A 26,810-nucleotide genomic window follows, 5' to 3' on the forward strand; every position below is an offset into this window, starting at 1 on the left:
TTTGTCGGGACCAGATTTAACCGCGAACCGCGCGCAGCACCACCCCGGCTTTGCTAAGGGCATTGAAAATCTTGGCGTCACGTCCGTAGACGTCACGACGATATTCCATTCCACCCTTCGGCTTGGTGATGGCTGTGCGATAAATCAGATGCACCGGCACAGGGGTTTTCAAATCCACCTTGGTCTCGCGGCCGGTTTTCAGGATTGTCTGAAAATATTCCTGCGGGTTGGACATCTGTTTTGCCAGCAATGCATAGGCAAAATCAAACGGCTGCTGCAACCGGATACACCCGTGGCTGAACGCCCGCACATTGCGGTTGAACAGGTTTTTCGACGGGGTGTCGTGCAGGTAGATGTTGTATTTGTTCGGGAACATGAACTTCACCAGACCCAGCGCATTGCCGCGGCTGGGCGGCTGCTTCAGGTTGAACGGGAAGGTCCGCTCGTTATACTGCGAGAAATCGACGGCACCGCGATTAACCGTGCGGCCCCGGGCATCCACAAGTTTCAGATGCCCCACCGCATTCGGGTTGCGTTTCAACAACGGCAGATATTCCTTGATCGCAATCGACCGCGGCACATTCCATGTCGGATTGATGATCATGAATTCCATCACATCCGAAAATTCCGGTGTGCGGCGATCGCCTTCATTTTTCCCGACAACCGAACGGGTCACGAAAGTCACCTTGTTATTATCGATGATTTTCGCGGTGAAATCGGTCAGATTAACCAGAATATGACGCTTGCCGCGTGGTTGGTTGAACCAGCGCTCGCGCTCCATGGCGACAATGATCGACCGCAGCCGGTATTCCGCAGGTTTGTTTATTTCAGCCATCGTGGCCTTGCCGGCCACACCGTTTGTCGGCAACCCGTGATCCCGCTGGAACAACTGGATCGCCTTTTGCATTTTGGCATCATAGGTTTGGGTCGAGGACCGCTTCAGATAGCCCATTGCAACCAACCGGTTACGCAACGCAACAACACTTGCACCGGTTGCCCCTGGCTTGAGCGAAGCAGCTGCAACCTTGGGTCCATAACCACCCCGCCCCAGCAGTTTTTCCAGCTTGCGCTTTTCTTTCATCAGGCGCAGATATTCAGGCGTTTTCGGGGGCAGTTTTTTCAGAAACCCCGCCGGAGAACTTTTGGCAAAGGCCTGTAGCGTTTGCAGCCGGTCGTAATGAAGAACCTTGCGCACCATACCGCTGTCGATCTGGCGCGGGTTTACCACACCCGAGCGCATATCCTCGGCGTATTGCAAAAACAGGCGGCTCATCTCGACTTCCATACGGCCGCGGTCACGGCCGGTTTTTGCCGCCTTCAGGCGGGCACGCAGACCTTCGACATCATAGCGCTTAACGGGCAACCCGTGGTCCCCCGCCTTGGCCAGAGCGGCAAGAAACGCCTTGCGACGCTGCCCGTCTTTGCCGGCACGGCCTGTCCATATTGATTTGTAATTTCTGGATTTATAGAATTCTGCCAAAGCCGCATCATTGGCGGCGGCCGTCGCAACAGCCTGTTTATATGCCGTAACCTGCGCATTCGCAGATCCGCCGGATAATACCAATGACAAAACAACGGCCAAAACCGCGACAAACCTATACCCAAAACGCATTTGAAATAGCGCGCTATACATTCCGAACCCCTTAAATAGTTTTTCCATAGTTCCCAATGGCGCAGACAATCGTTAATTATACAGGCCAAGTCCATTCACATTCGCATCAGTTTGCCACAAACATTCAGGGCGACGCAATAATGCATGCATGATTCATCTTAAATACAACAGATTTCAGGTTTCAGCAGAATATTGCCGATTTTACTGGTTTTAAACTAAATCAGGCAAAGATCACTTGGCGGTTGATTCGAGATGTGTAATAAGTTCCCGACATCTGGGGATGTATAGGCAAAAGTTTGTTTTTAAAAGCAAACGACAGCTGTGGGACAGGCGAATAAACAATGACGGACAAGACAACTTCGGGTACGAAAAAATCCTTGATCACGCGACGCGGTATTTTGCGGGCTTTTGCCGCTACAACAATCGTGGCCGCGCCGACTTATGCCAATGCTGCGGGTTTCCTGCGCGGGGCTGGCGATGTGCGCCGCCTGCGTATGTATTCCGGCCGCACAGGCGAACATCTGGATACGATCTACTGGATCGAAGGCAAATACATCAAAGACGCCATCAAGGAAATCAACTATTTCATGCGCGACTGGCGCGAAGATGCTGTCAAAAATATGGACACCCGTACGTTTGATATCATTACGGCAGCCCACAATTTGCTGGACACAACAGAGCCTTATCTGCTGCTGTCGGGCTACCGCACCCCTAAAACCAATGCGATGCTACGCTCGCGGTCGCGCGGCGTGGCCAAGAGTTCGTTGCACATGAAGGGCCAGGCCAACGATCTGCGCCTGAAATCACGTTCGGTTAACCAGATTTACAATGCTGGCCGCTCTTGTGGTGCTGGCGGTGTCGGCAAATACTCGCGCTCCAACTTTGTGCATATGGATTGTGGCGCAGTGCGCACATGGGGCAGCTGACGACAGCACTCCTTTCAGGGTACTTACAAGCTTGGATACCACGCCTTTTTACAGAGGGGGGGGTATACCGTCGTGCATCCTCCTATGTGGTGTTATTGATTTTGGTCTGTACAATTCCAGCGCCAGCCAACGCATATCATTGAAAACAATAGCAGATCGGGTTCTTTTAGCTTGCAAAACAGTTTAGCCAAGCAGAAAAAGACGGCTACGGTGTGTAACGAGGAACAACAGTGCTGGTATGCAATACAGGCAAGAAATAGATGGCTTGCGCGCGATTGCGGTTCTGCCGGTTATCATGTTCCACGCCGGGATCAGTGCCTTTCGCGGCGGTTATGTTGGCGTCGATGTTTTCTTTGTCATTTCCGGCTACCTGATCACCGGCATTATCCTCGAGGATCTACAACAAGGTCGCTTTTCGATACTGCGGTTTTATGAACGACGGGCGCGGCGCATTCTGCCCGCGCTTTTTTTAATTGTCCTTGCCTGTATCCCCTTTGCCTGGATGTGGATGCCCCCCCCAACACTACAAGGATTTTTCGCAAAGCGTGGTTGCGGTTTCCGTATTTGCCTCCAATATCCTGTTCTATCGCGAAGGTGGCTACTTTGATCTGGCGGCAAATGAAAAGCCGCTTTTGCATACCTGGAGCCTGGCGGTAGAAGAACAATATTACCTGATCTTTCCGATCCTGCTGTTTATCCTTTGGCGGTATGGGCACAATCGGGCATTTTTCGGCATTACCGTGATTGCACTCCTTAGCCTTGCCCTAAGTGAATGGGGTTGGCGTACCCACCCGGCTGCAAATTTCTATCTTGCACCAACGCGGGCCTGGGAATTTCTGGCCGGTTCGATAGTCGCCTTTCTGCATATAAACAAACCACAACAATCCGGCAATTTCGCCGCCCTGCTGGGGTTTGTCCTGATCCTATTTTCCGTATTCTACTTTGATGAAAACACCCCCTTCCCCTCACTCTATGCAATGGTGCCGGTCGGCGGTGCGGTACTGATCCTGCTATATGCCACCAAGGGGGCATGGGTTGCACAGCTATTGTCATTGCGGGCCTTCACCGCTATCGGCCTGATCAGCTATAGCGCCTATTTATGGCACCAGCCCCTGTTCGCCTTTGCCCGTATTCATAATCTGCACCAGCCAGGCCAATGGGAAATGCTGTTTCTTGCGGGCCTGTCCCTGCCCCTTGCCTATCTAAGCTGGCGGTTCGTTGAACAACCGTTTCGCAAAGGAAACTTTGCAAAATCCCTTTCCCAAGGTGCCATCTTTACACTTGCCGCAACAACTGGCAGTGCCTTGATTGCTTTTGGTATTTACGGGCATTTGAACAATGGCGTGCCCCAAAGGCTGAATGACACAGCCCGATATTATGCCAATTTCTCGCAAAGCAGAAACCCCTATGAAACCTGTTTGCTCAAGATCGGGGATGATTACAGCACCCAGCCCAAAACAGGATGTCAGGAATTCACCAACAGCAACAAGATTGACGTCATGTTCATTGGCGACAGCCATTCCCACGCGATTTCATATCAGGCGCAACTGGCCTTGCAAAAGGAAAATATTTCCTCTTATTCAGTAGCTTATGTCGGGTGTATTGGCCTGGAAGGGTATTTCAGGGCCAATACTCCGGACAGTTACCAATGCAGCAAATATAATGAGCACATGCTGGAGTATGCGCGCAAAACAGGTGTGAAAACCCTCGTCATTACTTCCCGTTTCACGCTTTACTGGAACGGCGCAAGGTTTGACAATCATGAGGGCGGCGTCGAAAGCGGCAAAGGGGCCTATATCGATCTGCTGGACTATCGTGATGAAAACGCCGGCCCACTGGATCAAAACCGCCGCGACAGGGTTTTACAATCCTATACCAAAAATATTCTGAAGCTGGCCAGGGAATTCAATGTCGTTCTGCTCTATCCCATCCCCGAAGCAGGCTGGAATGTGCCCGAACTGGCGGTAAAACGAATTCTTGTCGGTCACGAGCAGAATGTAGACAATATTACCACCTCATATCAGGTTTTCACCCAACGCAACGGGCCGGTTATTACGGCGTTTGATACAATCGACAGCCCGAACCTGTTTCGCGTCAAACCGCATGAATTGTTATGTAATACGTTTATCAAACAACGCTGCATCAATCTGATTGACGGCATTTCTTATTATTTCGACGATGATCACCTGTCACACGCCGGCGCCAGCCTGCTGGCCCCCTATATTCTGGAACAGGTCCAGCGCGCCCGTGCAAATGGAACCGTTACCTCAACGCAATAGCCATCACATCAGCCGGTAACAAAACCGCGCTGGTCCTCGCGCCCCATTGCAATCAGGATTGGATCGCTTGACTGGCGTTTCTGAAAGGCTGCTTTGCTGTCCATCCCGTCCCAGTCAATCGCGATCAGGGATTGCGCAATCGCCCCGCCCAATGTCGCCCCCGGTCCGGTTACGATAAACACATCCGGCGCAAATTCACGGGCGGCCACCTGAATGGCATGGGAAAAATCATAGGTTTCCGTAACTTGCGCCCCAAGCGTGTAATCGCGCAATGCCGTGGCATCACTTGCCCCCGGCCACCAGATCGCCCCGCGCCCGTCGATCAGCGGGGTTTGCGGTATGCCGAACAGATCAGCCCCAAGCCGCGAGCGCCCTTCGGCGGCCACCGGTTCCTGCAATGCTGTATGAAAGGCTGCGTGGTTTGGCAGGCGCAGCGGGTAGCGGTCGTAGGCGGGCACAGCAGCCTCGAAGGCCTTCAGCCCCGCCTCATTACCCGCCAGCACCAGCATCCCGCCCAACCGGATCGACACCGCCAGCGTGGCCCCACCCCGCCCGTCAATATCCGCCACAAGCGCCAGCAATTCGTCGCGCTTGCCCGGGATTTCCTGCCAGTTTTCGTCCACAAAAGGGTATAGCGTCTGCCCGCCGATCAGGTGCTCCTGCATCAGCGTGCCCATGGTGTTGACCACCGCAAACCCCGCCATCGGGTCCAGCGCCCCACCCGCCACCAGCGCGATATACCAGCCCATCGAATTTCCGGTGACGGCAACAATATCATAATCCGCCGAAATCGCCTGCGCATCGAGCAAAGATGCGGCATAGATCAGCGGCGAGGCATTGTCCCCGCGCGTGTGCAACCGCGCCGAAAATCTCTCGGCCCCATCCAACGCCGAAACCGTTTCCTGCCCCTGTGCTGCGCGATAGGCATCGAATTCACCCAGCATCGCCGGTGCCCCAAAGTGCCGCGTAATATAGCCCAGTTCCGGCGCATTATAAGTGCCGCGCCCCGGGCAGACCAGAATCGCTGTTTTCCTCATTTCGCCCCCTCCAGCAATTCAAGCGCCGCCTGCGTGATCCCCTCGGCCGTGGGCAAGGTCGCGCCATAGGCCGGCCCCGTGGCGATGAGGCAATCCGTCGCCGTGACCCGCGCGATATTCTTGCGGCCATCTTCGGCAAACAACGCCATCAACCCTTCGGATTGGCTGCCTGTTTCGCGGCATTCGTCTACAATCAATATCGTACCGCAAGCCTTTGTTTGTTTTAACAGTTCCTCTTTCGGCAAGGGCGCCAGCCAGCGCATGTCAATCACCCGCAGCTTCACCCCCTTGCCCTTCAGAACCTTCGCGGCCTGTTGCGACAGGTAGAACCCGTTGCCATAGGTCACGATCGCCAGATCCGTGCCCCGCCCCGCAACCCCGACCTGCCCCAGCGGGATGCGTTTGTCGGGCGACGGATAGCGGTGCATCCAGCCCTTGTCGCCCTCGCCATGCAAATCCCGCATCGGGTAAAGCGCGATCGGCTCAAGGAAAACCACCACCCGTTGTTCCTCGCGCGCCAGCCGCACGGATTCACGCAGCATCATTGCCGCATCGGCTCCGTTGGACGGGCAAGCAATGATCACGCCGGGAATATCGCGCAGCACGGCCAGCGAATTGTCATTGTGAAAATGCCCGCCAAAACCGCGCTGATAGCCAAGGCCGGCAATGCGCAGCACCATCGGGTTGGTGTATTGGCCGTTGGAAAAGAACGGCAGCGTCGCCGCCTCGCCCCTGATCTGGTCCTCGGCATTGTGCAGATAGGCCAGAAACTGGATTTCCGGCATCGGAATAAACCCGTTATGCGCCATGCCGATGGCCAGCCCGAGGATGGATTGTTCGTCCAGCAGCGTGTCAATCACCCGATCCGCACCAAAGCGGGCCTTCAGCTTTTGCGTTACGCCGTAAACCCCGCCCTTGCGCCCCACATCCTCGCCCATCACCGCGATTTCGCCATGTTCCAGCATCAGGTCGGTCAGCGCCCAGTTGATCAGCCGGTTCATCGCCTGTGGCTCGTCCATCGCCCGCGTATCGCTGCCGAATACCTTGGCGCGCTCCTTTGGTGACGGGCCGTTGGTCGGGGCGCATCTGCGTTTGGGCGGGATTAGCGAGGCCACCACGTCAGAGGCGGTTTTCAGATGCGGGCGCTTGACAGCGCGGGCGGCAACGCGTGTGCAGCGGGCTTCGGTTTCACGATATATTTCAAGGGCTTCATCGCGGGAACAGGCACCAATTTCCTGCAAAATCCGCACGCTGTGCAGCAGCGGATCGTTGGCCTCGTCCACCGCAATCGCCTGTTTGTCGCGATAGGTGGCTTCCACATCCGACCCCGCGTGACCATAAAGCCGCACGGTTTTCACATGCAAAAACGCCGGTTTGCGGTGGCGGCGCACATAATCGGCGGCCTGCGACGCCACACGATGCGTTTCGGCAATATCCAGCCCGTTACAATGGAAATAGCGCATCCCCGGCCGGTGCATGAAATTCGCAGCCACCCAGCCCTGCGGCGTAGGGGTCGAAATGCCGATGCCGTTATCCTCGCAGACGAAAAGCATCGGCAGGGGCACCGATTGGAAACTGGTCCAGCAGGCGGTGTTGAAGGCCCCCTGCGCGGTGGAATGGTTCGAGGAGGCATCGCCAAATGACGCCATCACAATCGCGTCTTCGGGCAATGCGCGGTGTTCGGGGTCGTGGCGGCGGGCAAGGCCAACAGAATAGGCCGCGCCCACGGCTTTGGGCAGGTGGCTGGCGATGGTCGAGGTTTGCGGCGGGATGAAAAGTGCCTTTGATCCCAATACCTTGTGCCGTCCACCGGATGTGGGATCATCGGAAGAGGCCGCAAAACTCAGCAGCATATCCCAAGCGATATTCTGCCCCGGCACCTGCTGGCTGCGTTGTATCTGGAACGCCGCATCGCGGTAGTGCAGGAACGCCATGTCGGTTGGACGCAGGGCTTCGGCCACCGCCGCCATGCCCTCGTGTCCGCTGGAGCCGATGGTGTAAAACCCCTGCCCCGCCTTTTGCATCACACGGCTGGTGCGATCCAACTGCCGCGACAGCACCTGACTGCGATAAAGTTCAACCAGTTTGGCGTTGGACAAGTCGGTAATAACCGGCGCCCCCTGTGGCAAGTCACCTGCCGCCACCCGATCCAGAAAATTCTGATGAACAATTGCTGCGCGATCCATATCGTCCCCGTTTTGCCGGAATCACCCCTGTTTCACCCACTCTGGCCTGTTTTCCATTCTAACACCACTTGCCATTCTACCGGAAAACCCTGCATAATCGACATTATGACGGAAAGATCATCAAAATGGCTAAAGGACGATCTGGACCGGCGGATCGTGCGGGAATTGCAGCGCAACGCGCGGGAATCCACCACCAATATCGCCGCCCGCCTGAATGTGGCGCGCACGACCATACATGAACGCATTATGCGAATGGAAAAGGACGGGGTGATTGCCGGTTATTCGGTGGTGCTGAGTAAAAATCCGTCCGAGGAAAGCATCCAAGTCCTTGTTTTAATGGAAGTTAAGCAGCAGGAAACCCGCAAAATCCTGCGCCGCCTTGGCCAATATGCGGAAATCCGTTTGTGCCTGTCGATCAACGGCGAGTTTGATCTGTTCCTGAGTATCGAAGCCCCGAGGATTGAGGATCTGGACGTGGTTGTCGATGAAATCGCCGAAATACCGGGGGTGGTGCGCACCAAGACATTCGTGGTGTTCGGCCGCCGCTTTGATCGAGGATATAATGAAACAGCGCAGCGGATTGCGGCGCAGTTCATGGACGCAAACACGCAAACTGACGGTTAATCCGCCTATTTGTCGGCATCCCGTACGTTTCCCGCCGGTTTTATCCCTGCCTTTCCCCGCCAGTGCCCTCCACATTTACCTAAACAGGCAAAACAGGAGAAATGCCCATGTGGAAGGTATGTATCATCGGTGGCGGTAAAATCGGCCAGACCATCGCCGCGTTTTTAGCGGAATCCCCGAATTACAGCGTGACAGTCGCCGACCGCGATCTGGAGGCACTGAAAGCCATCGACATGCCCGATGTGGCCATCACCCAGATGGACGCGGGCGACGCGGATGCGGTTGCAGCGGCGCTGGACGGCTTTGACGCGGTGATTTCCGCCGCCCCGTTTTTCCTGACCCCCACCATCGCGGCGGGCGCCAAACGCGCCGGTGCGCATTATTTCGATCTGACCGAGGACGTGGCCTCGACCAACGCCGTGCGCGAACTGGCCGAAGGGGCCAACACCGTGTTCATGCCGCAATGCGGCCTTGCACCGGGTTTTGTCGGCATTGCAGGTGCGCATCTGGCGGCGGATTTCGATGAAATCGACACGCTCAGCCTGCGGGTCGGGGCGCTGCCGCTCTACCCGACCAACGCGCTGAAATATAATCTGACGTGGTCAACCGACGGGTTGATCAACGAATATTGCAACCCTTGCGATGCGCTGGTGGATGGCAAGCTGGTAAAAACTGCGCCGCTGGAAGATCTGGAAATCCTGTCGGTGGACGGGGTGGATTACGAGTGCTTCAACACCTCGGGCGGTTTGGGCACTTTGGCCGAAAAACTGCAGGGCAAGGCGCGGTCGGTATCCTATCGCACCATCCGCTATCCGGGTCATCGCGACATCATCAAACTGATGCTGCATGATCTGGGGTTGATCCGCAAACGCGATGTGATGAAGGACATCTTTGAATCCGCCCTGCCCCGCACCGATCAGGACGTTGTGCTGGTCTATTGCACCGCCACCGGCCGCATTGGCGGCGAATTGCGCGAACGCTCCCTGATCAACAAAACCGTGGCCCGCAAGGTGAACGGCACCCACTGGGGCGCGATCCAGATCACCACAGCTGCCGGCGTGACCGGCGTGGTCGATATGGTGCGCCGCGGGATGCTGGCGCAGGCAGGGTTCATCGCACAGGAAGAGGTAAGGTTGCCTGATTTTCTAAGCACCGAATTCGGCCAGCTATACACCCCCGGCGACATGACAGCATTGGAGAGCGCAGCATGAACAAGCAAGTGAACACAGCCCAAACCATTCTGGCCCGTCTGGGGCTGACTGCCGATGTTTTACAAGGCGGCAACCTGACAGTGACCTCGCCGGTGGATGGTGCCGAACTGGCCCATCTGGCCGAAACCGCCGATATGGACGCGGTGATTGCCCGCGCCAAGGTGGCATTCAGGGACTGGCGCAACGTGCCCGCCCCGCGCCGTGGCGAGTTGGTGCGCCTGCTGGGCGAGGAGTTGCGTGCCGCCAAGGATGATCTGGGCGCGCTGGTGTCGTTGGAGGCAGGCAAAATCCTGTCCGAAGGCCAAGGCGAAGTGCAGGAAATGATCGACATTTGCGATTTCGCCGTGGGGCAATCGCGGATGCTCTATGGCCTGACCATCGCGTCTGAACGGCCCGGCCACCGGATGATGGAAACATGGCACCCCGTCGGCCCTGTCGGCGTGATCAGCGCCTTCAACTTCCCCGTGGCAGTCTGGAGCTGGAACACAGCACTGGCCCTGATCTGCGGTAATCCGGTGATCTGGAAACCGTCCGAAAAGGCGCCCCTGTCGGCGCTGGCCTGTCAGGTGATTTTCGAGCGCGCCGTGAAACGGTTTGGCGAAGATGCGCCGGAAGGCCTGTCGCAAGTGGTGATCGGCGGCGCGGATGTTGGCGCGGCGATGGTGGCCTCCAAAGACGTTCCCGTAATCTCGGCCACCGGTTCGACCCGCATGGGCCGCGCGGTGGGGCCGGTGGTGGCCGAACGTTTCGGGCGCAGCATCCTTGAACTGGGCGGCAACAACGCGATGATCGTTGCGCCCTCGGCCGATCTGGACATGGCGGTGCGGGCGATCGTGTTTTCGGCGGTCGGCACGGCGGGGCAACGCTGCACCTCGCTACGTCGCCTGATCGTGCATGAAAGCATCCGCACCGAACTGGTGGCCAAACTGGTCAAGGCATACGCCAGTCTTCCCGTTGGCTCGCCGCTGGATCCGGCCACGCTGGTCGGCCCGCTGGTGGACATGGACGCGTTGAAAAATATGCAATCCGCGCTGGCCGCTGCCCGTGTGCAAGGTGGCGTTGTTCATGGCGGCGAACCCGTGACCGAAGGCGTTCCCGCCGGTGGCGCCTATGTGCGCCCCGCCATCGTGGACATGCCGGAACAAAGCGCCATCGTGCAGACCGAAACCTTTGCGCCGATCCTGTATGTGATGGGCTATAGTGATCTGGATCAGGCGATTGAAATGCAGAACGCGGTGCCCCAAGGGCTTTCCTCCTGCATCTTTACCCTGAACATGCGCGAGGCAGAGCGCTTTGTCTCGGATACCGGTTCGGACTGTGGCATTGCCAATGTCAATATCGGCCCCTCGGGTGCTGAAATCGGCGGGGCGTTTGGCGGTGAAAAGGAAACCGGCGGCGGGCGTGAAAGCGGCTCGGACGCATGGAAAGCCTATATGCGCCGGCAGACCAACACGATGAATTTCAGTGACGAACTGCCACTGGCCCAAGGCGTGAAATTCGACATCTAAACGTGTTGTCGGCTTATGCACAACACATCAAACATTCTGCCCGGCGGCACCGCCGGGCAGCGCCCGATCCGCCCCCACGGGCGGGCGCTTTGCACCCACCCTCGGATCGGGCACACCCTTGTGGCTGAACTTTATTCCATCCCCGCCATAAACATCGGCCCGCCGCGCCAGCGCGGAAAACCATAGCCGTTGACCATCACCACGTCTATTGCCTCGGGCGATTGCGCGATGCCCTCGTCCAGAATTTTGCGCCCCTCGGACTGCATCACAGCGATGATCCGGCCCATGATTTCATCAGCGGATAACGGCTGTCGCGTGATCCCCTTGTCCGCACTGGCCTTTGTGATGATCCCTTCCACCAGAGGGTCCGGCGCGCCCTTGGGGTCGGAGGAATAGTCATACCACCCCGCCCCCGTCTTGCGCCCGAACCGGCCCATCTCGCACAGTTGATCGGGAATATCGACATAGCGCATATCGGCAGGGCGCGTCGCCGCCTGCCGTTTGCGCATCGCCCAGGCAATATCCAGCCCCGCCATATCCTGCATCGCGAATATCCCCATGGCAAAGCCGAAATCGCGCATCGCCGCATCCACGTCCTGTGGCAGCGCGCCATCCTCGAGCATATAGTCACATTCGCGCCGATAGGCCGACATGATCCGGTTGCCGATAAACCCGTCGCAAACACCGGCAGGCACCGCGATTTTACCCAGCCGTTTGGCCAATGCAAAGCCCGTGGCCAGCACATCATCCGCCACCTTTGGCGGATGTACAATTTCCAGCAGCTTCATGATGTAGGCAGGTGAAAAGAAATGCAGACCCAGCACGCGGGACGGGTCCGCCACCGCCCCGGCGATTTCGGCAATATCCAGATAGGATGTATTGGTGGCCAGCACCGCATCGGGTCTTGTGGCCACATCCAGCCGGGTGAACACATCCTTTTTCACCGCCATATCCTCGAACACAGCCTCGATCACCAGATCGGCATTGCCAAGGGCGGCGTAATCGGTCGCACCGCTGAAATTGCCCTGCATCCGCATCAGGGTATCGGCATCAATCAACCCGCGTTTGTGGCTTTGGGCCAGGGTAATTTGCACCCGCTCCTGCCCCGCGCCGAGGCTGTCGTCATCCCGTTCCAGCATCACCACACGAAGGCCCGCCAGCAGACAGGCCGCAACGATCCCCGCCCCCATGGTGCCGCCGCCGATCACACCGATTTCGTCAAAGGGACGTGGCTTGACCCCTTTCAGGCACGGCATTTTTCCGGCGGATCGTTCGGCAAAGAAGATATGGCGCAAGGCCAGTGATTGTGGATCATCCTTTAGCTGAAAGAACAATTCACGCTCTTTCGCCAGCGCCTGATCCGCGGGCAAAGCCAGCGCGTTTTCCAGCGCCGTGATCGCCGCCAGCGGCGAATTCTGCCCGCGCGCCCGTTTGGCAATCGCCGCTTTTTGCGCCTCCCACTTATCACTGTCCGGCTGTGCCACGTCCCGCGCCATCAAAGGTGTAGCCACCTTGTCCAATGCCTCGGCCTTGGCAAACTCCAGCGCCGCCTGGGTCAGATCGCCGTCCACAATCCGGTCCACCAGCCCCATTGCCAATGCCTTGTCCGCCGAGACCATTTTGCCACCCGCAATCATCTCCAGCGCCGCCGATGCCCCGACCAGTCGCGGAAGGCGCACGGTGCCGCCTGCGCCGGGGATCAGGCCCAGATTGACCTCGGGCAGGCCCAGTCTGGCCGAGGGGTCCGCCAGCCGGAACCGGCACCCCAACGCCACCTCAAGCCCCCCGCCCAAAGCGGTACCATGCAGCGCCGCGATCCACGGCTTTGTCGCTCCCTCGATCATATCGATCACATCAGGCAAATGCGGTTTCTGTGGCGTTTGGCCAAATTCCCGCACATCGGCCCCGGCAATAAAGGTGCGCCCCGCGCATAGCAGCACAACGGCCCGCACATCCGCATCCGCTTCGGTTTGCGGCACGGCGTCGGCCAGCCCCTGCCGCACCGCTTGCGACAGCGCGTTCACCGGTGGATTGTCGATGGTGACGGTGGCGATGCCACCCTGAGTGCTGATTGTTACCGGCTGTGTCATGCGCGTTCCCCCTGCTTTTGCCAAAGGGGTAGCCAAGGACCGATGACTAATCAAGCATCAAAGAGTTGTGGCCACATTACAGGCAATGGGCAACTGTGCTTTTGCCCATTTGCCTATGTCACGCGTAAAGGGAATGGTGCACCCGGCAAGATATACTTCGAACGTCGGATGCTCTCATCGTTTCTGCGAAACGACTGCCGCCCAGCAATTTTATCTAAAGATGGTTGGCCCTTCAAACGAAAGGTCTGTGGTGCACCCGTCGCGATTCGAACGCGAGACCTCTGCCTTTGGAGATTAGCTTTCTTCTGGATCATTTTTCTTTCCTTTCAATCTGTTAAACGCTAATTCGGATTCTGCTTGTACGCGACTTGTACGGATAGCTTGATGTACTTTATCTTCGGCATCATCCGAATGAGCGTAGGTTTTTAAACAACATTTGAGAGTCGGCCCAGCGTCCGACTTTGGCAACCGTGACGGCATCAAGTCCTTGCCGGACCATCATTTCGGTGCCAAACCCATGCCGCCCTGCCGCATGAGGCATAATTCTGTCGATCTCGGCTTTATCGCACACCCGCTTCCATGTTTTATAAACGCTATCGCGGCGGTGGTAACCAAACAGCTTATAAGTATTAGTTCCGACTTCATCTGACACCGCCCCCAATTTCAGCGAACTGAACTGGGAGCGGCGCGCCCATTGATAAGGGCGGTGGTTACCGTTTTGATGGTGGTGCACACCAACCACAAAACGAGGAAACCACAATGTTGAATACTAACGAGAAGATCATCAAACACAAAGTCGGCTTGCTGAACCTTGCCGAAGAGCTGGGCAACGTGTCCAAAGCCTGCCAAGTGATGGGCATGTCCCGGGATACATTTTATCGCTACAAATCGGCGGTGGATGATGGCGGGGTCGAGGCATTGTTCGAGCGGACCAGACGCAAGCCCAACTTGGCCAATCGGGTCGATCAGGCCACCGAAGATGCGGTCATCAAATCGGCCACGGATTTTCCGGCTTACGGACAAGCACGCATGTCCAACGAATTGCGTAAACTGGGAGTGTTTGTTTCCCCATCCGGCGTCAGGTCGATCTGGCTGCGTCACGATCTGGCCAACTTCAAGAACCGGCTGAAAGCTCTGGAAGCCAAGGTGGCCGAGGAAGGCGGCATCCTGACCGAGGCGCAGGTGCAGGCTCTTGAGAAGAAGAAACTGGACGATGAAGCCTGCGGTGAGATCGAAACAGCCCACCCTGGCTATCTGGGCTCGCAGGACACTTTTTACGTGGGCACCTTGAAGGGTGTTGGCCGCGTTTACCAACAAACCTTTGTTGACACGTATTCCAAGGTTGCCCACGCCAAGCTTTATACCACCAAAACACCGATCACGGCAGCGGACATGCTGAACGACAAAGTGTTGCCATTCTATGAAGAACACGGCCTGCCGGTGCTGCGCATCCTGACGGATCGCGGTACGGAATATTGCGGGCGGGTCGACAAACACGACTACCAGCTCTTCTTGGCAATCAATCACTGCCCGGCAGTGCATGTTTACATGCACGAGAGGGGATATCGACCACACCAAAACCAAGGTGAAATCACCGCAAACCAACGGCATCTGCGAGCGGTTCCACAAGACGATCTTGCAGGAATTTTACCAGATTACATTTCGCAAAAAGCTTTACGAAACCGTTGAGGCCTTGCAGGCCGATCTGGATGAATGGATCGACTTCTACAACACTGAACGAACTCATCAGGGAAAAATGTGTTGCGGCAGAACGCCGTTTCAGACCATGATTGAGGGCAAAGATATTTGGAAGGAAAAGTTCGTGAACTGAATTTGACCTGACAAATGCCGCCAGAAAAACGGTAACTGTCAGATCAGGTCTGAACCACTACATATGAGCCTACAAAGCACCACTCACTAGACGAAACAGGTCAGCCAACAGACCTGCCTGCTACTCAAGGGCGGCGACGGTCGGATTTCATTACACCAGTTCCTAAATCGAAGACTAAAAAGTCCCAAGATGCTCAAAAAGAACTGGGGCTTTCCAATCAACCAGATGTGTCCACAGATCACCAAGAATATGATGTTTCTCGACTTATAAATGAAATTCGTACACATGTCGCTAATTGGAGAAGACTGCCAAATCCAAATGATTGGAACGTAACCCCAACAACAGCAAAGCTGCTTCGCCACTGGCGCGACAAAAATAATTTCCAAGGAATTCGACCTTTCTTTTGTCAGGTTGAAGCTGTCGAGACAATTATTTGGTTAACCGAGGTCGCGCCAAAACAGAAAACTCACAAATGGATTTGGGATCAGCTAAAGTCGGCAAACAAAGATGCCAATCCAGAGTTGATACGCCTTGCCATGAAAATGGCGACGGGTGCTGGAAAAACAACAGTCATGGCAATGATCATTGCATGGCAAACACTAAATGCAGTGCGTTCGCCAACAAGCAAGAATTTCACTCGTGGCTTCCTGCTTGTTGCTCCGGGGATCACAATTCGTGACCGCCTGCGCGTGCTACTCCCCAACGATCCCGATAGCTATTACAAAACCCGTGATTTGCTTCCCGCCGACATGCTTTCAGAAATGGGTAAAGCAAAAATTGTCATCACCAATTACCATGCATTCGGATTGCGCGAAAAACTTGAAACCAACAAGGTTGGACGCTCAATGCTCCAAGGGCGTGGCGACGAATTGCAAACAACTGAATCCGAAGGCGAAATGATAAGAAGAGTCGCTAAAGACCTGATGGGATTGAAGAATATCATTGTAATAAATGACGAAGCACACCACTGCTATCGGGAAAAGCCAAACAATGAAAGCGTCGATGATCTGACCGGGGATGAAAAGAAACATGCCCAACAGGAAAACAAAGCCGCACGGCTCTGGATCAACGGCCTTGAGGCATTCAAACGCAAACTGGGCGTTCGTGCCGTTTATGACCTGTCAGCCACTCCGTTCTTCCTATCGGGTTCCGGATATGCTGAAGGCACGCTTTTCCCGTGGGTGGTTAGCGATTTTTCTCTGATGGACGCCATTGAATGCGGGATTGTCAAACTCCCTCGCGTCCCGGTATCCGACAACCATATTGCGATCAGCGACATGCCCGTATTTCGTGATCTCTGGACCCATATTGGCAAAGACATGCCAAAGAAAGGGCGTGGGGCCGGTTTGGAGCCAGACCCGAATGACCTGCCCGACAAATTGAAAACCGCCCTAAACGCGCTTTACTCGCATTACAATGAAACCAATGACGCTTGGGAACGAGCAGGCATTGATATTCCGCCCGTTTTCATCGTTGTCTGCAATAACACGGCCACGTCAAAACTGATCTATGACTGGATCGCCGGGTGGCAGCGACCAAATGAAGACGGCGATTTGGTTTTCAAGCAAAACGGCTCACTTGAACTATTCCGCAACTTTGATGAACATGGCAATCCAATTGCGCGCCCTCCGACGCTGCTGATCGACTCCATGCAGCTGGAATCCGGCGAGGCGCTGGACAAAAATTTCCGCAAAATGGCCGAAGTTGAAATTGCGCAATTCAAGAGTGAAATGGCCCAACGGGACGGGGCTGCCAGCAGTAGCGAAATCAGCGATTCTGAACTACTGCGCGAGGTCATGAATACCGTTGGCAAAAAAGGCCGCTTGGGCGAACAAATCCGCTGCGTTGTTTCAGTTTCGATGCTGACCGAGGGCTGGGATGCCAATAACGTCACCCATATCCTTGGGGTGCGGGCATTTGGCACCCAACTGCTGTGCGAACAGGTGGTGGGGCGCGGTTTACGCCGTCTGTCTTATCAACTAAATGACGATGGGCTGTTTGATGTGGAATATTCCGATATTCTGGGTATCCCGTTTGATTTCACTGCCAAACCACAGGTCGCCAAACCCAAAGCACCAAAGCAAACCGAACATATCCGTGCCATCCCCGAACGTGCCGATCAGGAAATCATCTTCCCCCGTGTGGTTGGTTACCGGGTTGAACTGCCCGAGGAACGCCTGACCGCCACGTTCACCGCAGATTCATCGCTTACCCTTGATCTTGAGGCGATAGGCCCGGGCAAAACCCGCCTAGAAGGGATCGTCGGCGAAGGCGTTACCATTTCGGCGGCCGAGGCTAAAAACAAACGCCCCTCAACCATTGCGTTTGAATTGGCCCGCACCCTGATGGTGACCCGTTTCAAAGACGATAATGGTGATCCAAAGATGCACCTGTTTGGCCAGCTCAAACGCATCTGCCGCGAATGGATCAATGGTGGCTGGCTGACCTGCCCCGAAGGCACAGGCGCTTGGATGCTGGAATACCCGTCAGTGTCCGGCCAAGCCTGCGAGCGTATTTATAACGCCATCATCAACGCGCAAGACCAAAAACCTGTGGTCAAGGCTGTGCTCGATCCCTACAACGCCTCCGGCTCGACCCGCTTTGTCAGCTTTCAAACCACCAAAGCCACCTATCGCACCGATGCCAGCCGCTGCCATATTAACTATGTGGTGCTTGACAGCTCGTGGGAGGAAGAAATGGCGCGGGTGGCCGAGGATCACCCGAATGTCATCCGCTATGTTAAAAATCAGGGCATGGGCTTTGAAATCCCTTACAAAGACGGGGCCACTTCGCGGGTTTATATCCCCGATTTCATTATTGATCTGGACGACGGCAACGGGCCGGATGACCCACTGCACCTGATTGTCGAAATCAAGGGGTATCGCAATGAAAACGTTAAGGTGAAATCCGAAACCACCAAACAAAAATGGATCAAAGGCGTCAATAACCTTGGCCATTATGGCCGCTGGCAGTTTGCCGAATTCCAAAGCGCACAACTGATCGAAACCGAATTTCGCGCCTTGATTGACGCGGCATTGAACAAATCAAAAGGGCATAAATAATGGCACGTAAACCAAAGGCGCCCAAACAGGTCGAAACGCTGGTGCATGACGACGCATCGCGCAAAAACATTCCCTCGGCCGAATTGCAATCCATTGCCCAGCGGATGGAGGAAACTGATCCCAGCCAGCCCGTCACCTACAAGCGCACCCACCCATTGGCGCAGGGCGAGACCCGCGAACGTGATCCCGACCTTGATCCACAGATCATCTGGAAGGGCATGGAAATCCGGCTGACGCACGATCAGATCGAACAGATCAAACAGACCGGCAAGATCGAGATCGGCGAGGCGCAGCTGGTTTGGCGCGGCAAGGATACCCAAGACTGGTCTGATCTGGTGGTGCAAACCCCGCCGGTTTACATTCAGGAAAAAATCCACCCAAAGGCCATCATTGACGATCTGAAAAAACAAACAGCTGAGCGGCAAAAATCCGAGGCCGACATCCCCGATCTGTTTGCCGATTTCAACGGCATTGATCCCGAGGCCAGAACCGAATTTTACCAGCACGACCAACATTGGACCAACCGGATGATTCTGGGCGACAGCCTGCAAGTGATGGCGTCACTGGCGGAACGCGAAGGCCTGCGGGGCAAGGTGCAATGCATCTATTTTGACCCACCTTACGGGATCAAGTTTAATTCCAACTGGCAGGTGTCCACACGGTCGCGCGATGTGAAAGACGGCAAGCTGGATCAGATCACGCGGGAGCCCGAACAGGTCAAGGCGTTTCGCGATACATGGAAGGACGGCATCCATTCCTACCTGACGTATTTGCGCGACCGGATGACCGCGATGCGCGATATGCTGACGGAAAGCGGCAGTATATTCGTGCAGATCGGCGACGAGAACGTGCATCGGGTAAGGGCGCTGATGGATGAGGTGTTTGGGGAGGAGAATTACGTCACTACAATAACTTATAAAACAACAAGCGGAGTGCCGCTAAAACGAGCGCCTAAAAGGATTTCAGATACGATCATTGCATATGCAAAGAGTGCGGATGGTAACAAATTCAGAAAGCTCTACACATTGCTTAACAAAGACCAATCTACATTTGAGACCCTCCCATTGCACTCCGCGAGTTTAGGCAACAACGTCAAGCGCTCATTTCAAGGTAAAACATGGGGTATACCCAATGGTCATTGGCGTCACACTGACGATGGCTTTGAGCGCCTAGTTATGGCGGATAGGATAGTTAACACGGGAACAGTAATTCGATCAAAATCGTTTGCTAACGACTTTCCTGCAAAAGAATTAACTTCTGCATGGATGGATACAGGGCCAGAGTTACAAAAGAACTATGTTGTTCAAACTAACCAATTGCCAATCCAACGCTGCATCCTCATGGCCACCGACCCCGGTGATCTGGTGATGGACCCGACCTGTGGCTCTGGCACCACCGCCACGGTGGCGGAACAATGGGGGCGGCGCTGGATCACTATGGATACCTCCCGCGTGTCGCTCGCCCTTGCCCGCGCCCGCTTGATGGGCGCGCGCTATCCCTATTACCTATTGGCCGACAGCCCCGAGGGCCGCGCCAAGGAACAGGATGTCAGCGGTAAAATCCAGCCCGACACCCCCATGCGCGGCGATATCCGGCAGGGCTTTGTTTACGAACGTGCCCCGCATATCATGCTAAAAACCATCGCCAACAACGCCGAGATTGATGTGATCTGGGAAGGCTATCAGGAAAAACTGGAACCTTTGCGCAAGGCATTGAACACGGCCGTTGGGGAAACTTGGGAAGAATGGCAAATCCCGCGCGAGGCTGGCGAGGGCTGGTCAGCGGAGGCGGCCAAGCTGCATTCCGAGTGGTGGGAACACCGCATTGCCCGCCAGCAAGACATCGACAAATCCATCGCCCAAAAGGCCGATGTCGAAATGCTCTATGATCGCCCCTATCAGGATAATACCAAGGTGCGCGTGGCAGGCCCGTTCACGGTTGAAAGCCTATCGCCGCATCGGGTTATTCCGGCAGACGAGGATGATCTAACAGACGATCTGGACGCCGCCGCAGGCAAGCGCGTGGCCCCCAGCCCGGAACAGGATTTCGCCCAGATGGTTCTGGAAAACCTGAAATCCGCCGGTGTGCATCAGGCCGCCAAAGATGACCGGATCGAATTCATTGATATCGAGGGCTGGCCCGGCGACTACATCGCCGCCGTCGGCACCTATAACGAGGGCAATGTCACCCGCCGCGCCGGTATCTTTATCGGCCCCGAATTTGGCACCATCACCCGCGCCGATCTAACGGCAGCCGCCCGCGAGGCAAATGACGCGCGTTTTGATGCGCTGATCGCCTGCGGTTTCAATTTTGACGCCCATACCAGCGAGCTGACCAAACTTGGCCCGCTGCCGATCCTGAAGGCCAAGATCAACCCCGATCTACACATGTCGGATGAGCTGAAAAACACCGGCAAGGGCAACCTGTTTGTGGTGTTCGGCGAACCGGACATCGAGTGGTGTTTTGATGAGGACGGTCAGATCGTGGTCGAGGTGCTGGGCGTAGATGTGTTTGACCCCAAAACCGGCGAAGTGCGGGCCAGCGGCAAAGACGACATCGCCGCGTGGTTTGTTGATACGGATTACAACGAGGAAAGTTTCTTTGTGCGTCACGCCTATTTCATGGGCGCGAATGACCCGTATAAATCGCTGAAAACCACACTGAAGGCCGAGATTGATGCCGAAGCATGGGCAACGCTCTACCGCGACACCTCGCGCCCATTTTCGCGCCCTGATAGCGGACGGTTTGCGGTGAAGGTGATCAACCACTTTGGCGACGAAGTTATGAAAGTGTTTACGGTGTGATATGAAGTTTCTGATCGCAAATACCTTTAGCCAGTCATTGGGCAAATTGCAGGCGCAAGAGCAAAAAGCCGCCAAGGTGACGGCGCTTGATTTGCAAATGGACCCATCAGCGCCCGGGTTGCAATTTCACCGGATCAGCAATTCCAAGGATGCCAATTTCTGGTCAATCCGCGTCAGCCGCGATCTGCGCATCATCGTGCATAAAACCGCAAACAGTTTTTTGATTTGTTTTGTGGGGCACCACGATGATGCCTATGCATGGGCGGAGCGGCGACGTGTAGACACCCACCCGCGCACAGGGGCCGCCCAAATCGTCGAGGTGCGCGAACGGGTTGAGGAAATCCCAGTTTATGTGGAAGTGCCCGCCGAAGCACCGCCAGAACCAAAGATATTCGCATCCCTTGCTGAGGATGATTTGCTGGGTGTCGGTGTGCCCGAAGAGTGGCTGAACGATGTGCAAAACGCCACGGAAAACAGTTTCTTTGATCTGCACGACCACCTGCCCGGAGAAGCCTCTGAGGCGCTGTTGAATTTTGCAACGGGTGGCAAGCTGTCGATTGGCTTCCTTGTCGCTTCTGATACAACACCCTTTGAGCATCCCGATGCCATGCGTCGGTTTCGGGCCTTTGACAATGTCGATGAACTTAAAACCGCGCTTGATCTGCCTTGGGAACAATGGATCGTTTTCTTACACCCCTCGCAACGGGCTGTTGTTGAGCGTGTTTTCAACGGTCCTGCACGGGTCACAGGATCGGCGGGCACCGGCAAAACCATTGTCGCCCTACACCGCGCCGCCAGACATCTGCGCGAAGACGCGAATGCGCGGGTATTGCTGACCAGCTTTTCCAGCCCTCTGGCCAACTCGATCAAAGGTAAACTTGCGCTGTTGCTCTCCGAAGAGCAGCACCTACTGGATCGCGCCACGGTTCTTTCTTTTAAGGGAATAGCCAAAGAGCTGTTCATGCTGATCAATGGGCACGAGCCGCGCATCGCCAACGACAGCCAAGTTTCCGATGTCATATCCGCTGCAAAATCCAAGCTGGACTATCAGGACAACAGTTTGAACTTCCTGCTTTCCGAGTGGCGAAATGTGGTTGATGCTTGGCAGATTTCAGATCTTGAAAGTTATTCATCGGTCCAAAGAATTGGCCGCAGAAATCGTCTGGGCAATCAGCAACGCGCAAGGTTATGGCCTGTTTTTGAGCAGGCAAAACGGTCAATCAGCAATATGGGACGGACAACTTGGGATGAGGTTTTCCAGAGTGTTGCTGACTATTATTTCAGCAAGCCTGAAAAACCATTTAGCCATGTTGTTGTTGATGAATCACAAGACTTAAGCGTTACCCAACTTCGAATGCTTTCAGCAATCTCCGCTGACAGTGCCAACTGCCTATTTTTTGCTGGTGACATCGGGCAGCGGATTTTTCAAGAACCCTTTTCTTGGAAATCCCATGGAATAGATATTCGAGGGCGTTCATCCACCTTAAAGGTCAATTACCGTACCTCACACCAAATACGTATGGTTATAGACAAATTGCTCCCTGAAACCTTACGCGATGCGGATGGCAATGAAGACAGCCGACAAGGCGTGGTTTCTGTCATAAATGGGACCAAGCCAATCTTGCAGGATTTTCCCAACCAACAATCAGAGAACACTGCTGTTTCGGAATGGATTAGCAAACAAATATCCCAAGGTGTTGAGCCACATGAAATTGGCATTTTCACACGCGAAACAGACCAACTAATTCGTGCACGTAGGGCGGTCCAACAGGCTAATCAATCTGTATGCGAACTATCCGAACGACAAGAAAGAGCTGAAGCTGCTGTCCGGATTGGCACCATGCATCTTGCCAAAGGGCTAGAATTCCGCAGCGTCTGCGTTATGGCGTGTGATGAAGGTATTCTTCCATTAGAAAATAGGTTGGACATTTCCGGAGACGAAGATGAATTAGAGCTTCACTTCGAAACCGAGCGCCACCTATTCTACGTTGCATGCACTAGGGCTAGGGATGATCTGTTGGTAACAAGCGTTAGGCCACGTTCTGAATTTATCGATGATTTAGAGCAAAGCTTAGTGAGCGAATAACAAACTCATTGCATTTGCGGTGAATAATCATCATTATCCCCGCAAATAACGCGGAGAATAATTTGTATATCTGGGAGTTACCTGAATGGCCCACCCTGAAATGGGATGAGGCCAGCCTTGCCGAACCTCTGGCAACCGTGCGTCATGAGCAAGGTCGCCTGCTTGGCCGCATGGAGGGGCTGGGTTTTGATCTGCGTGAAGAAGCCAATCTGCAAACTCTGACCCGTGACGTGGTGAAAACCAGCCAGATCGAGGGCGAGGATCTGGATGCCTCCACCGTGCGCTCCTCTATCGCGCGGCGATTGGGGATCGACATTGGCGCATTGAAACCTGCTGACAGACATGTGGACGGCATTGTCGAGGTCATGCTGGATGCCACAGGCAACTACGACGCGCCCCTGACGGATGAGCGCCTCTATGGTTGGCACAGCGCCCTGTTCCCGACTGGACGCAGCGGCATGGCCAAAATCAGCGTTGGCGCGTGGCGCACGGATGTCAGTGGGTCAATGCTGGTAGTTTCCGGGCCTTATGGGCGTGAACGAGTTCACTACACCGCCCCCCCCGCCAAACGGCTGGCACCAGAAATGGTAAGGTTTCTAAATTGGTTCAACCAACCACCAACGGTTGACCCCGTTATGAAGGCCGCGCTGGCGCATCTGTGGTTCGTGACCATCCACCCGTTTGACGATGGAAACGGTCGTATTGCCCGTGCAATCACCGACATGGCGCTGGCCCGTTCCGAGCGCAGCCCTCAACGGTTCTACAGCATGTCCACCCAGATCGAGGCCGAGCGGAAAGCATATTACGACACGCTGGAACGCACCCAGAAAGGCGGACTGGACGTGACTGAATGGATGGGCTGGTTTTTAAGCTGCCTGCACCGCGCAATTAACGGAGCGCAGGATGTTTTGGCAGCAGTAACAGCCAAAGCCGCATTCTGGGAGCGGGCCGCAAAACTGCCGCTGAACGAGCGCCAGATTAAGGTTTTGAACCGGATGCTGGACGGGTTCGAGGGCAATATGACATCTTCAAAATGGGCCAAGATTGCCAAATGCTCCCAAGACAGCGCCAATCGGGATATTGCCGTGTTGGTAGGGTATGGGCTGCTGGATAAGGGTCCGGCGGGTGGGCGTAGCACACATTATGTGGTTGGGAAGTACACCCCAGAAAAGGAATAATCATGAGGCATATTGATTTAACCGATGCAAACGCATTGATAGCTCGATCCGAAAAGCACTATGCGGATTATAAGAATAAAATGAGTGGGCTCACGAGCATAGCTAAAAAGCAAGACCCGAAAGATGGGAAATGGATTTATACGCTGGTTTTCAATGGTCGGTTGCTAATCGATGGAAAAGCAATCTTAAGCGATGCTGCAAACAATTTAGTATCAGCAATGGATCATATCGCGTCAGCAATGGCTAGACAAAATGGAGTGTTGCAAAACCCCAGATTTTATTGCCCTTTTCACACTACTGAGACTGAATTCCAAATAAAGCTGGGAGGTGTGACACGACACATTGGAAATGCCAACGCTGCAATCCTTAACCAGCACTATCAAGCAAACAGGCAGGAAGTTATCCATGTAGACGCACTAAAGCAATTAGCAAACACGGGAAAGCACTGGGAATTGGCTGTGCCAGCAATCAGCCCACACACTATTGGGATGAACCAAGAAAATGGGCCGCAAAAGTTCATTGAAATCCCAGAAAGCATTTTTGCAAACAGCACAGAGACTGGGTTTGAATTCTACAGGGAAAAAGAACCAATGTGGGATGAAAGCATATACCTGATCACAAAAGAAGAGATTGTCGGCCTCACTGACCATCACCCACATAGCCCAGACACTATTTTTTCATGCTCAACGCGATACGTCAAAGCCCTAATCACAGAAATAGAAATCGCTGGAGGTACCAGGCCTACTTGAAACTAATGCACATCAAAACGCCATCACCCGAAACGTCAGTGAAACCCGCCGCCCACGCGGCACACGTTGCCCGCCAACCAGATCGCTTTTACGCGCTGCAATTGCGTGGGTCCAATCATACCGCGCAGGGCCTTGCATCAATGCCAAGCTCTGCGGCTCCAAATATTGATCGACAACCTGTTTTGAACTGACTTGCCCAAATCGCATCACACAACCGCCAAGCAGGCTGATCGAGCCAATTTGCCCGCCGAAACAGGGCACACAATCCACATGCGCCGCAATGCCCTGCCCCGGGTGGTATTCGTTCACAATGACCTGATCCGGCAGCTTGGGAAAATACCCGTCGGAATACAGCTTGTTGGCAATTTCCAGCAGCCAATCCGGTAGCGGCCCCAAGAAATCCTGCTGCCGCGCCCGCCGTGCTTTGTAATCATATCGAAACCCGTAATGCTGCACACGACGTTTCAGATCACACAGCCAAACCTGCCGGTCCAGTTCAGAAACCAGCGCTTGCGCCTGTTCGGATGTCAGGTAGTCCGGAACATAGCTCAACCCTTCGGGCAGATCAGGGGGTAAAAACGAAAGTTGCGAATTTGTCATGGCTTTCCAGTGCAGATTCATCATTGTCGGTGTTCTGGTGGATATAGCCAGAATATTGATCAGGATCAAAATCGAAAATTTCAGGCGGCTGATATCCCGCCTTTTTAGCAGCGTCATCCATTTTAAACGCGCCCTCATAGTAGGGGCTGTCAACCGTCGAGATAACAATTTCACCCAAGGCTTTCAGATGATCTTTCGCATTTTTTATGAACCTTGTGATCAAAGTATGATTTGGATTTTGACCATAGATTGAAGATCGGGATGCTACATTTGGAAATTGGAAAATAATCCTGTCAAACCGGCGATTGCCGAACGTGTCCTTCAGTTTTGTTGCATCTACATTGGTTTTGACCGTCACACCGAGACTGATGAGTGATTGGGCATTCTGGTATGCCAAATCGTCCAGATCATTTTCTGATTCATAACTGGTTGATATAAACTGCGATGCTTTTACCAATCTTGCACGCGCCATATTTAATGAAAAACTGAAATTCCCTTCGCCTACAAAGAGTGTCGTTCCATTTTTTAGATTTCGCTTAAAAGGGTAATGATCTGATCTTTTCTCAATTTTTTTTGTTCCGAGGGACTGAGGAAATTCCAAAACATCAAACTTTGGTAAGCTATTTCCCCGAACAGCATTGCTAACAGCCTCCGAAAGAGTTTTTCCGCGGTATTCATACATAATAATGCGCCCATTTTAGTATAATTAGCGCGAACTATACCAATAATTGGTTAACGAAATGGCGACCATCCGCCCTTTTGGTTATTTGAAGAATAATGCTACCCACACGGGCTAGGCATGCGCCATGATCCATCAATGCGCAAAATGCTGGCCATGCTCAACAAACCGCTTCCAATCTGACGCATAGGCCCCTCCGTGCAGGCCAAAGATCACGGGCATTGCCTGCCCTTTGATCCAGTTGCGGAATTCGCTGCGATGTGGTTCGGGAATATCCATGATGGCGATGAATTTAGTGTCATACCAACGTCGGATTTTGACTTCTGGAAATTGCTTTGTAGTTGGCAT

Annotated in this window: 18 protein-coding genes and 2 pseudogenes; 12 read left to right on the top strand and 8 right to left on the bottom strand. The window is 54.5% G+C overall.

The window, feature by feature from the left end; genetic code table 11:
* Positions 1 to 16 precede the first annotated feature (16 nt).
* Positions 17 to 1,633, bottom strand: a complete 1,617-nt coding sequence (locus BAR1_RS08915; RefSeq protein ID WP_118942696.1) for a L,D-transpeptidase family protein — start codon at positions 1,631 to 1,633, stop codon at positions 17 to 19.
* A 320-nt stretch (positions 1,634 to 1,953) separates the two neighbouring features.
* Here BAR1_RS08915 and BAR1_RS08920 point away from each other — a divergent pair, with 320 nt between their 5' ends.
* The 3 genes from BAR1_RS08920 to BAR1_RS18300 all read left to right on the top strand — a co-directional run bounded on the left by BAR1_RS08920 (position 1,954) and on the right by BAR1_RS18300 (position 4,817).
* Positions 1,954 to 2,538 (top strand): YcbK family protein, encoded by a 585-nt coding sequence (locus tag BAR1_RS08920; protein WP_118942697.1) that lies wholly within the window; start codon positions 1,954 to 1,956, stop codon positions 2,536 to 2,538.
* A gap of 238 nt (positions 2,539 to 2,776) precedes the next feature.
* Entirely contained in the window at positions 2,777 to 3,145 is a 369-nt protein-coding gene (locus tag BAR1_RS18295) for an acyltransferase family protein (RefSeq protein WP_118942698.1), read from the top strand.
* A complete protein-coding gene (locus tag BAR1_RS18300) occupies positions 3,084 to 4,817 on the top strand; it encodes an acyltransferase family protein (RefSeq protein WP_162891724.1) in 1,734 nt (577 codons plus the stop codon). Before BAR1_RS18295 ends, BAR1_RS18300 begins: the two co-directional genes overlap by 62 nt.
* 8 nt (positions 4,818 to 4,825) lie before the next feature.
* Here BAR1_RS18300 and BAR1_RS08935 read toward each other — a convergent pair whose 3' ends face one another.
* Both BAR1_RS08935 and BAR1_RS08940 read right to left on the bottom strand, forming a co-directional pair.
* Entirely contained in the window at positions 4,826 to 5,854 is a 1,029-nt protein-coding gene (locus tag BAR1_RS08935; RefSeq protein WP_118942700.1) for an ACP S-malonyltransferase, read from the bottom strand.
* Positions 5,851 to 8,040, bottom strand: a complete 2,190-nt coding sequence (locus BAR1_RS08940) for a dehydrogenase E1 component subunit alpha/beta (RefSeq protein ID WP_118942701.1) — start codon at positions 8,038 to 8,040, stop codon at positions 5,851 to 5,853. Before BAR1_RS08940 ends, BAR1_RS08935 begins: the two co-directional genes overlap by 4 nt.
* Positions 8,041 to 8,145: 105 nt before the next feature.
* Between BAR1_RS08940 and BAR1_RS08945 the strand changes: the two genes are divergently transcribed.
* The 3 genes from BAR1_RS08945 (at position 8,146) to amaB (ending at position 11,383) form a co-directional block, all read left to right on the top strand.
* A complete protein-coding gene (locus BAR1_RS08945; RefSeq protein WP_118942702.1) occupies positions 8,146 to 8,664 on the top strand; it encodes an Lrp/AsnC family transcriptional regulator in 519 nt (172 codons plus the stop codon).
* 107 nt (positions 8,665 to 8,771) lie between these two features.
* Positions 8,772 to 9,875, top strand: a complete 1,104-nt coding sequence (locus tag BAR1_RS08950) for a saccharopine dehydrogenase family protein (RefSeq protein ID WP_118942703.1) — start codon at positions 8,772 to 8,774, stop codon at positions 9,873 to 9,875.
* Positions 9,872 to 11,383, top strand: coding sequence for an L-piperidine-6-carboxylate dehydrogenase (gene amaB / locus BAR1_RS08955; protein ID WP_118942704.1), 1,512 nt, complete (start codon positions 9,872 to 9,874; stop codon positions 11,381 to 11,383). Before BAR1_RS08950 ends, amaB begins: the two co-directional genes overlap by 4 nt.
* Positions 11,384 to 11,514: 131 nt before the next feature.
* Here amaB and BAR1_RS08960 read toward each other — a convergent pair whose 3' ends face one another.
* Both BAR1_RS08960 and BAR1_RS08965 read right to left on the bottom strand, forming a co-directional pair.
* Positions 11,515 to 13,473, bottom strand: a complete 1,959-nt coding sequence (locus BAR1_RS08960; RefSeq protein ID WP_118942705.1) for a 3-hydroxyacyl-CoA dehydrogenase NAD-binding domain-containing protein — start codon at positions 13,471 to 13,473, stop codon at positions 11,515 to 11,517.
* Between the two features lie 403 nt (positions 13,474 to 13,876).
* Positions 13,877 to 14,233, bottom strand: coding sequence for a site-specific integrase (locus tag BAR1_RS08965; protein ID WP_162891725.1), 357 nt, complete (start codon positions 14,231 to 14,233; stop codon positions 13,877 to 13,879).
* Between BAR1_RS08965 and BAR1_RS08970 the strand changes: the two are divergent.
* The 6 genes and pseudogenes from BAR1_RS08970 to BAR1_RS08995 all read left to right on the top strand — a co-directional run bounded on the left by BAR1_RS08970 (position 14,233) and on the right by BAR1_RS08995 (position 25,183).
* Positions 14,233 to 15,304 (top strand): annotated as a pseudogene (locus BAR1_RS08970) (IS481 family transposase). The gene BAR1_RS08965 and the pseudogene BAR1_RS08970 overlap by 1 nt on opposite strands.
* A 68-nt stretch (positions 15,305 to 15,372) precedes the next feature.
* Positions 15,373 to 18,366 (top strand): annotated as a pseudogene (locus BAR1_RS08975) (BPTD_3080 family restriction endonuclease); the annotation flags it as partial.
* Entirely contained in the window at positions 18,366 to 21,170 is a 2,805-nt protein-coding gene (locus tag BAR1_RS08980) for a site-specific DNA-methyltransferase (protein ID WP_118942707.1), read from the top strand. The pseudogene BAR1_RS08975 and the gene BAR1_RS08980, both read left to right, overlap by 1 nt.
* A gap of 1 nt (position 21,171) precedes the next feature.
* Positions 21,172 to 23,256, top strand: coding sequence for a 3'-5' exonuclease (locus BAR1_RS08985; protein WP_118942708.1), 2,085 nt, complete (start codon positions 21,172 to 21,174; stop codon positions 23,254 to 23,256).
* Between the two features lie 62 nt (positions 23,257 to 23,318).
* The gene (locus BAR1_RS08990; RefSeq protein ID WP_118942709.1) at positions 23,319 to 24,434 is read left to right on the top strand and encodes a Fic family protein; all 1,116 of its coding nucleotides are present in this window, start codon (positions 23,319 to 23,321) and stop codon (positions 24,432 to 24,434) included.
* Positions 24,435 to 24,436: 2 nt separating this feature from the next.
* Positions 24,437 to 25,183 (top strand): hypothetical protein, encoded by a 747-nt coding sequence (locus BAR1_RS08995; protein WP_118942710.1) that lies wholly within the window; start codon positions 24,437 to 24,439, stop codon positions 25,181 to 25,183.
* 12 nt (positions 25,184 to 25,195) lie between these two features.
* On the opposite strand, the gene BAR1_RS09000 is transcribed toward BAR1_RS08995, so the two are convergent.
* The 3 genes from BAR1_RS09000 to BAR1_RS09010 all read right to left on the bottom strand — a co-directional run bounded on the left by BAR1_RS09000 (position 25,196) and on the right by BAR1_RS09010 (position 26,810).
* Positions 25,196 to 25,783: an alpha-ketoglutarate-dependent dioxygenase AlkB gene (locus tag BAR1_RS09000; protein WP_118942711.1), complete on the bottom strand. Its 588-nt coding sequence runs from the start codon at positions 25,781 to 25,783 to the stop codon at positions 25,196 to 25,198.
* Entirely contained in the window at positions 25,749 to 26,465 is a 717-nt protein-coding gene (locus BAR1_RS09005) for a class I SAM-dependent methyltransferase (protein WP_118942712.1), read from the bottom strand. Before BAR1_RS09005 ends, BAR1_RS09000 begins: the two co-directional genes overlap by 35 nt.
* Positions 26,466 to 26,597: 132 nt before the next feature.
* Positions 26,598 to 26,810 carry a hypothetical protein gene (locus tag BAR1_RS09010; RefSeq protein ID WP_118942713.1) on the bottom strand — a complete coding sequence of 71 codons (213 nt, stop codon included), beginning with the start codon at positions 26,808 to 26,810 and terminating at the stop codon, positions 26,598 to 26,600.

This window comes from Profundibacter amoris (genome assembly GCF_003544895.1).
Taxonomy (GTDB): Bacteria; Pseudomonadota; Alphaproteobacteria; order Rhodobacterales; family Rhodobacteraceae; genus Profundibacter; species Profundibacter amoris.

What these genes read in the sequence shown, in the direction of transcription:
- BAR1_RS08915 (WP_118942696.1), bottom strand. Translation starts at nt 1,633, where the DNA reads ATGTATAGCGCGCTATTTCAAATGCGTTTTGGGTATAGGTTTGTCGCG.
- BAR1_RS08920 (WP_118942697.1), top strand. Translation starts at nt 1,954, where the DNA reads ATGACGGACAAGACAACTTCGGGTACGAAAAAATCCTTGATCACGCGA.
- BAR1_RS18295 (WP_118942698.1), top strand. Translation starts at nt 2,777, where the DNA reads ATGCAATACAGGCAAGAAATAGATGGCTTGCGCGCGATTGCGGTTCTG.
- BAR1_RS08935 (WP_118942700.1), bottom strand. Translation starts at nt 5,854, where the DNA reads ATGAGGAAAACAGCGATTCTGGTCTGCCCGGGGCGCGGCACTTATAAT.
- BAR1_RS08940 (WP_118942701.1), bottom strand. Translation starts at nt 8,040, where the DNA reads ATGGATCGCGCAGCAATTGTTCATCAGAATTTTCTGGATCGGGTGGCG.
- BAR1_RS08945 (WP_118942702.1), top strand. Translation starts at nt 8,146, where the DNA reads ATGACGGAAAGATCATCAAAATGGCTAAAGGACGATCTGGACCGGCGG.
- BAR1_RS08950 (WP_118942703.1), top strand. Translation starts at nt 8,772, where the DNA reads ATGTGGAAGGTATGTATCATCGGTGGCGGTAAAATCGGCCAGACCATC.
- amaB (WP_118942704.1), top strand. Translation starts at nt 9,872, where the DNA reads ATGAACAAGCAAGTGAACACAGCCCAAACCATTCTGGCCCGTCTGGGG.
- BAR1_RS08960 (WP_118942705.1), bottom strand. Translation starts at nt 13,473, where the DNA reads ATGACACAGCCGGTAACAATCAGCACTCAGGGTGGCATCGCCACCGTC.
- BAR1_RS08980 (WP_118942707.1), top strand. Translation starts at nt 18,366, where the DNA reads ATGGCACGTAAACCAAAGGCGCCCAAACAGGTCGAAACGCTGGTGCAT.
- BAR1_RS08985 (WP_118942708.1), top strand. Translation starts at nt 21,172, where the DNA reads ATGAAGTTTCTGATCGCAAATACCTTTAGCCAGTCATTGGGCAAATTG.
- BAR1_RS08995 (WP_118942710.1), top strand. Translation starts at nt 24,437, where the DNA reads ATGAGGCATATTGATTTAACCGATGCAAACGCATTGATAGCTCGATCC.
- BAR1_RS09000 (WP_118942711.1), bottom strand. Translation starts at nt 25,783, where the DNA reads ATGACAAATTCGCAACTTTCGTTTTTACCCCCTGATCTGCCCGAAGGG.
- BAR1_RS09005 (WP_118942712.1), bottom strand. Translation starts at nt 26,465, where the DNA reads ATGTATGAATACCGCGGAAAAACTCTTTCGGAGGCTGTTAGCAATGCT.
- BAR1_RS09010 (WP_118942713.1), bottom strand. Translation starts at nt 26,810, where the DNA reads ATGCCAACTACAAAGCAATTTCCAGAAGTCAAAATCCGACGTTGGTAT.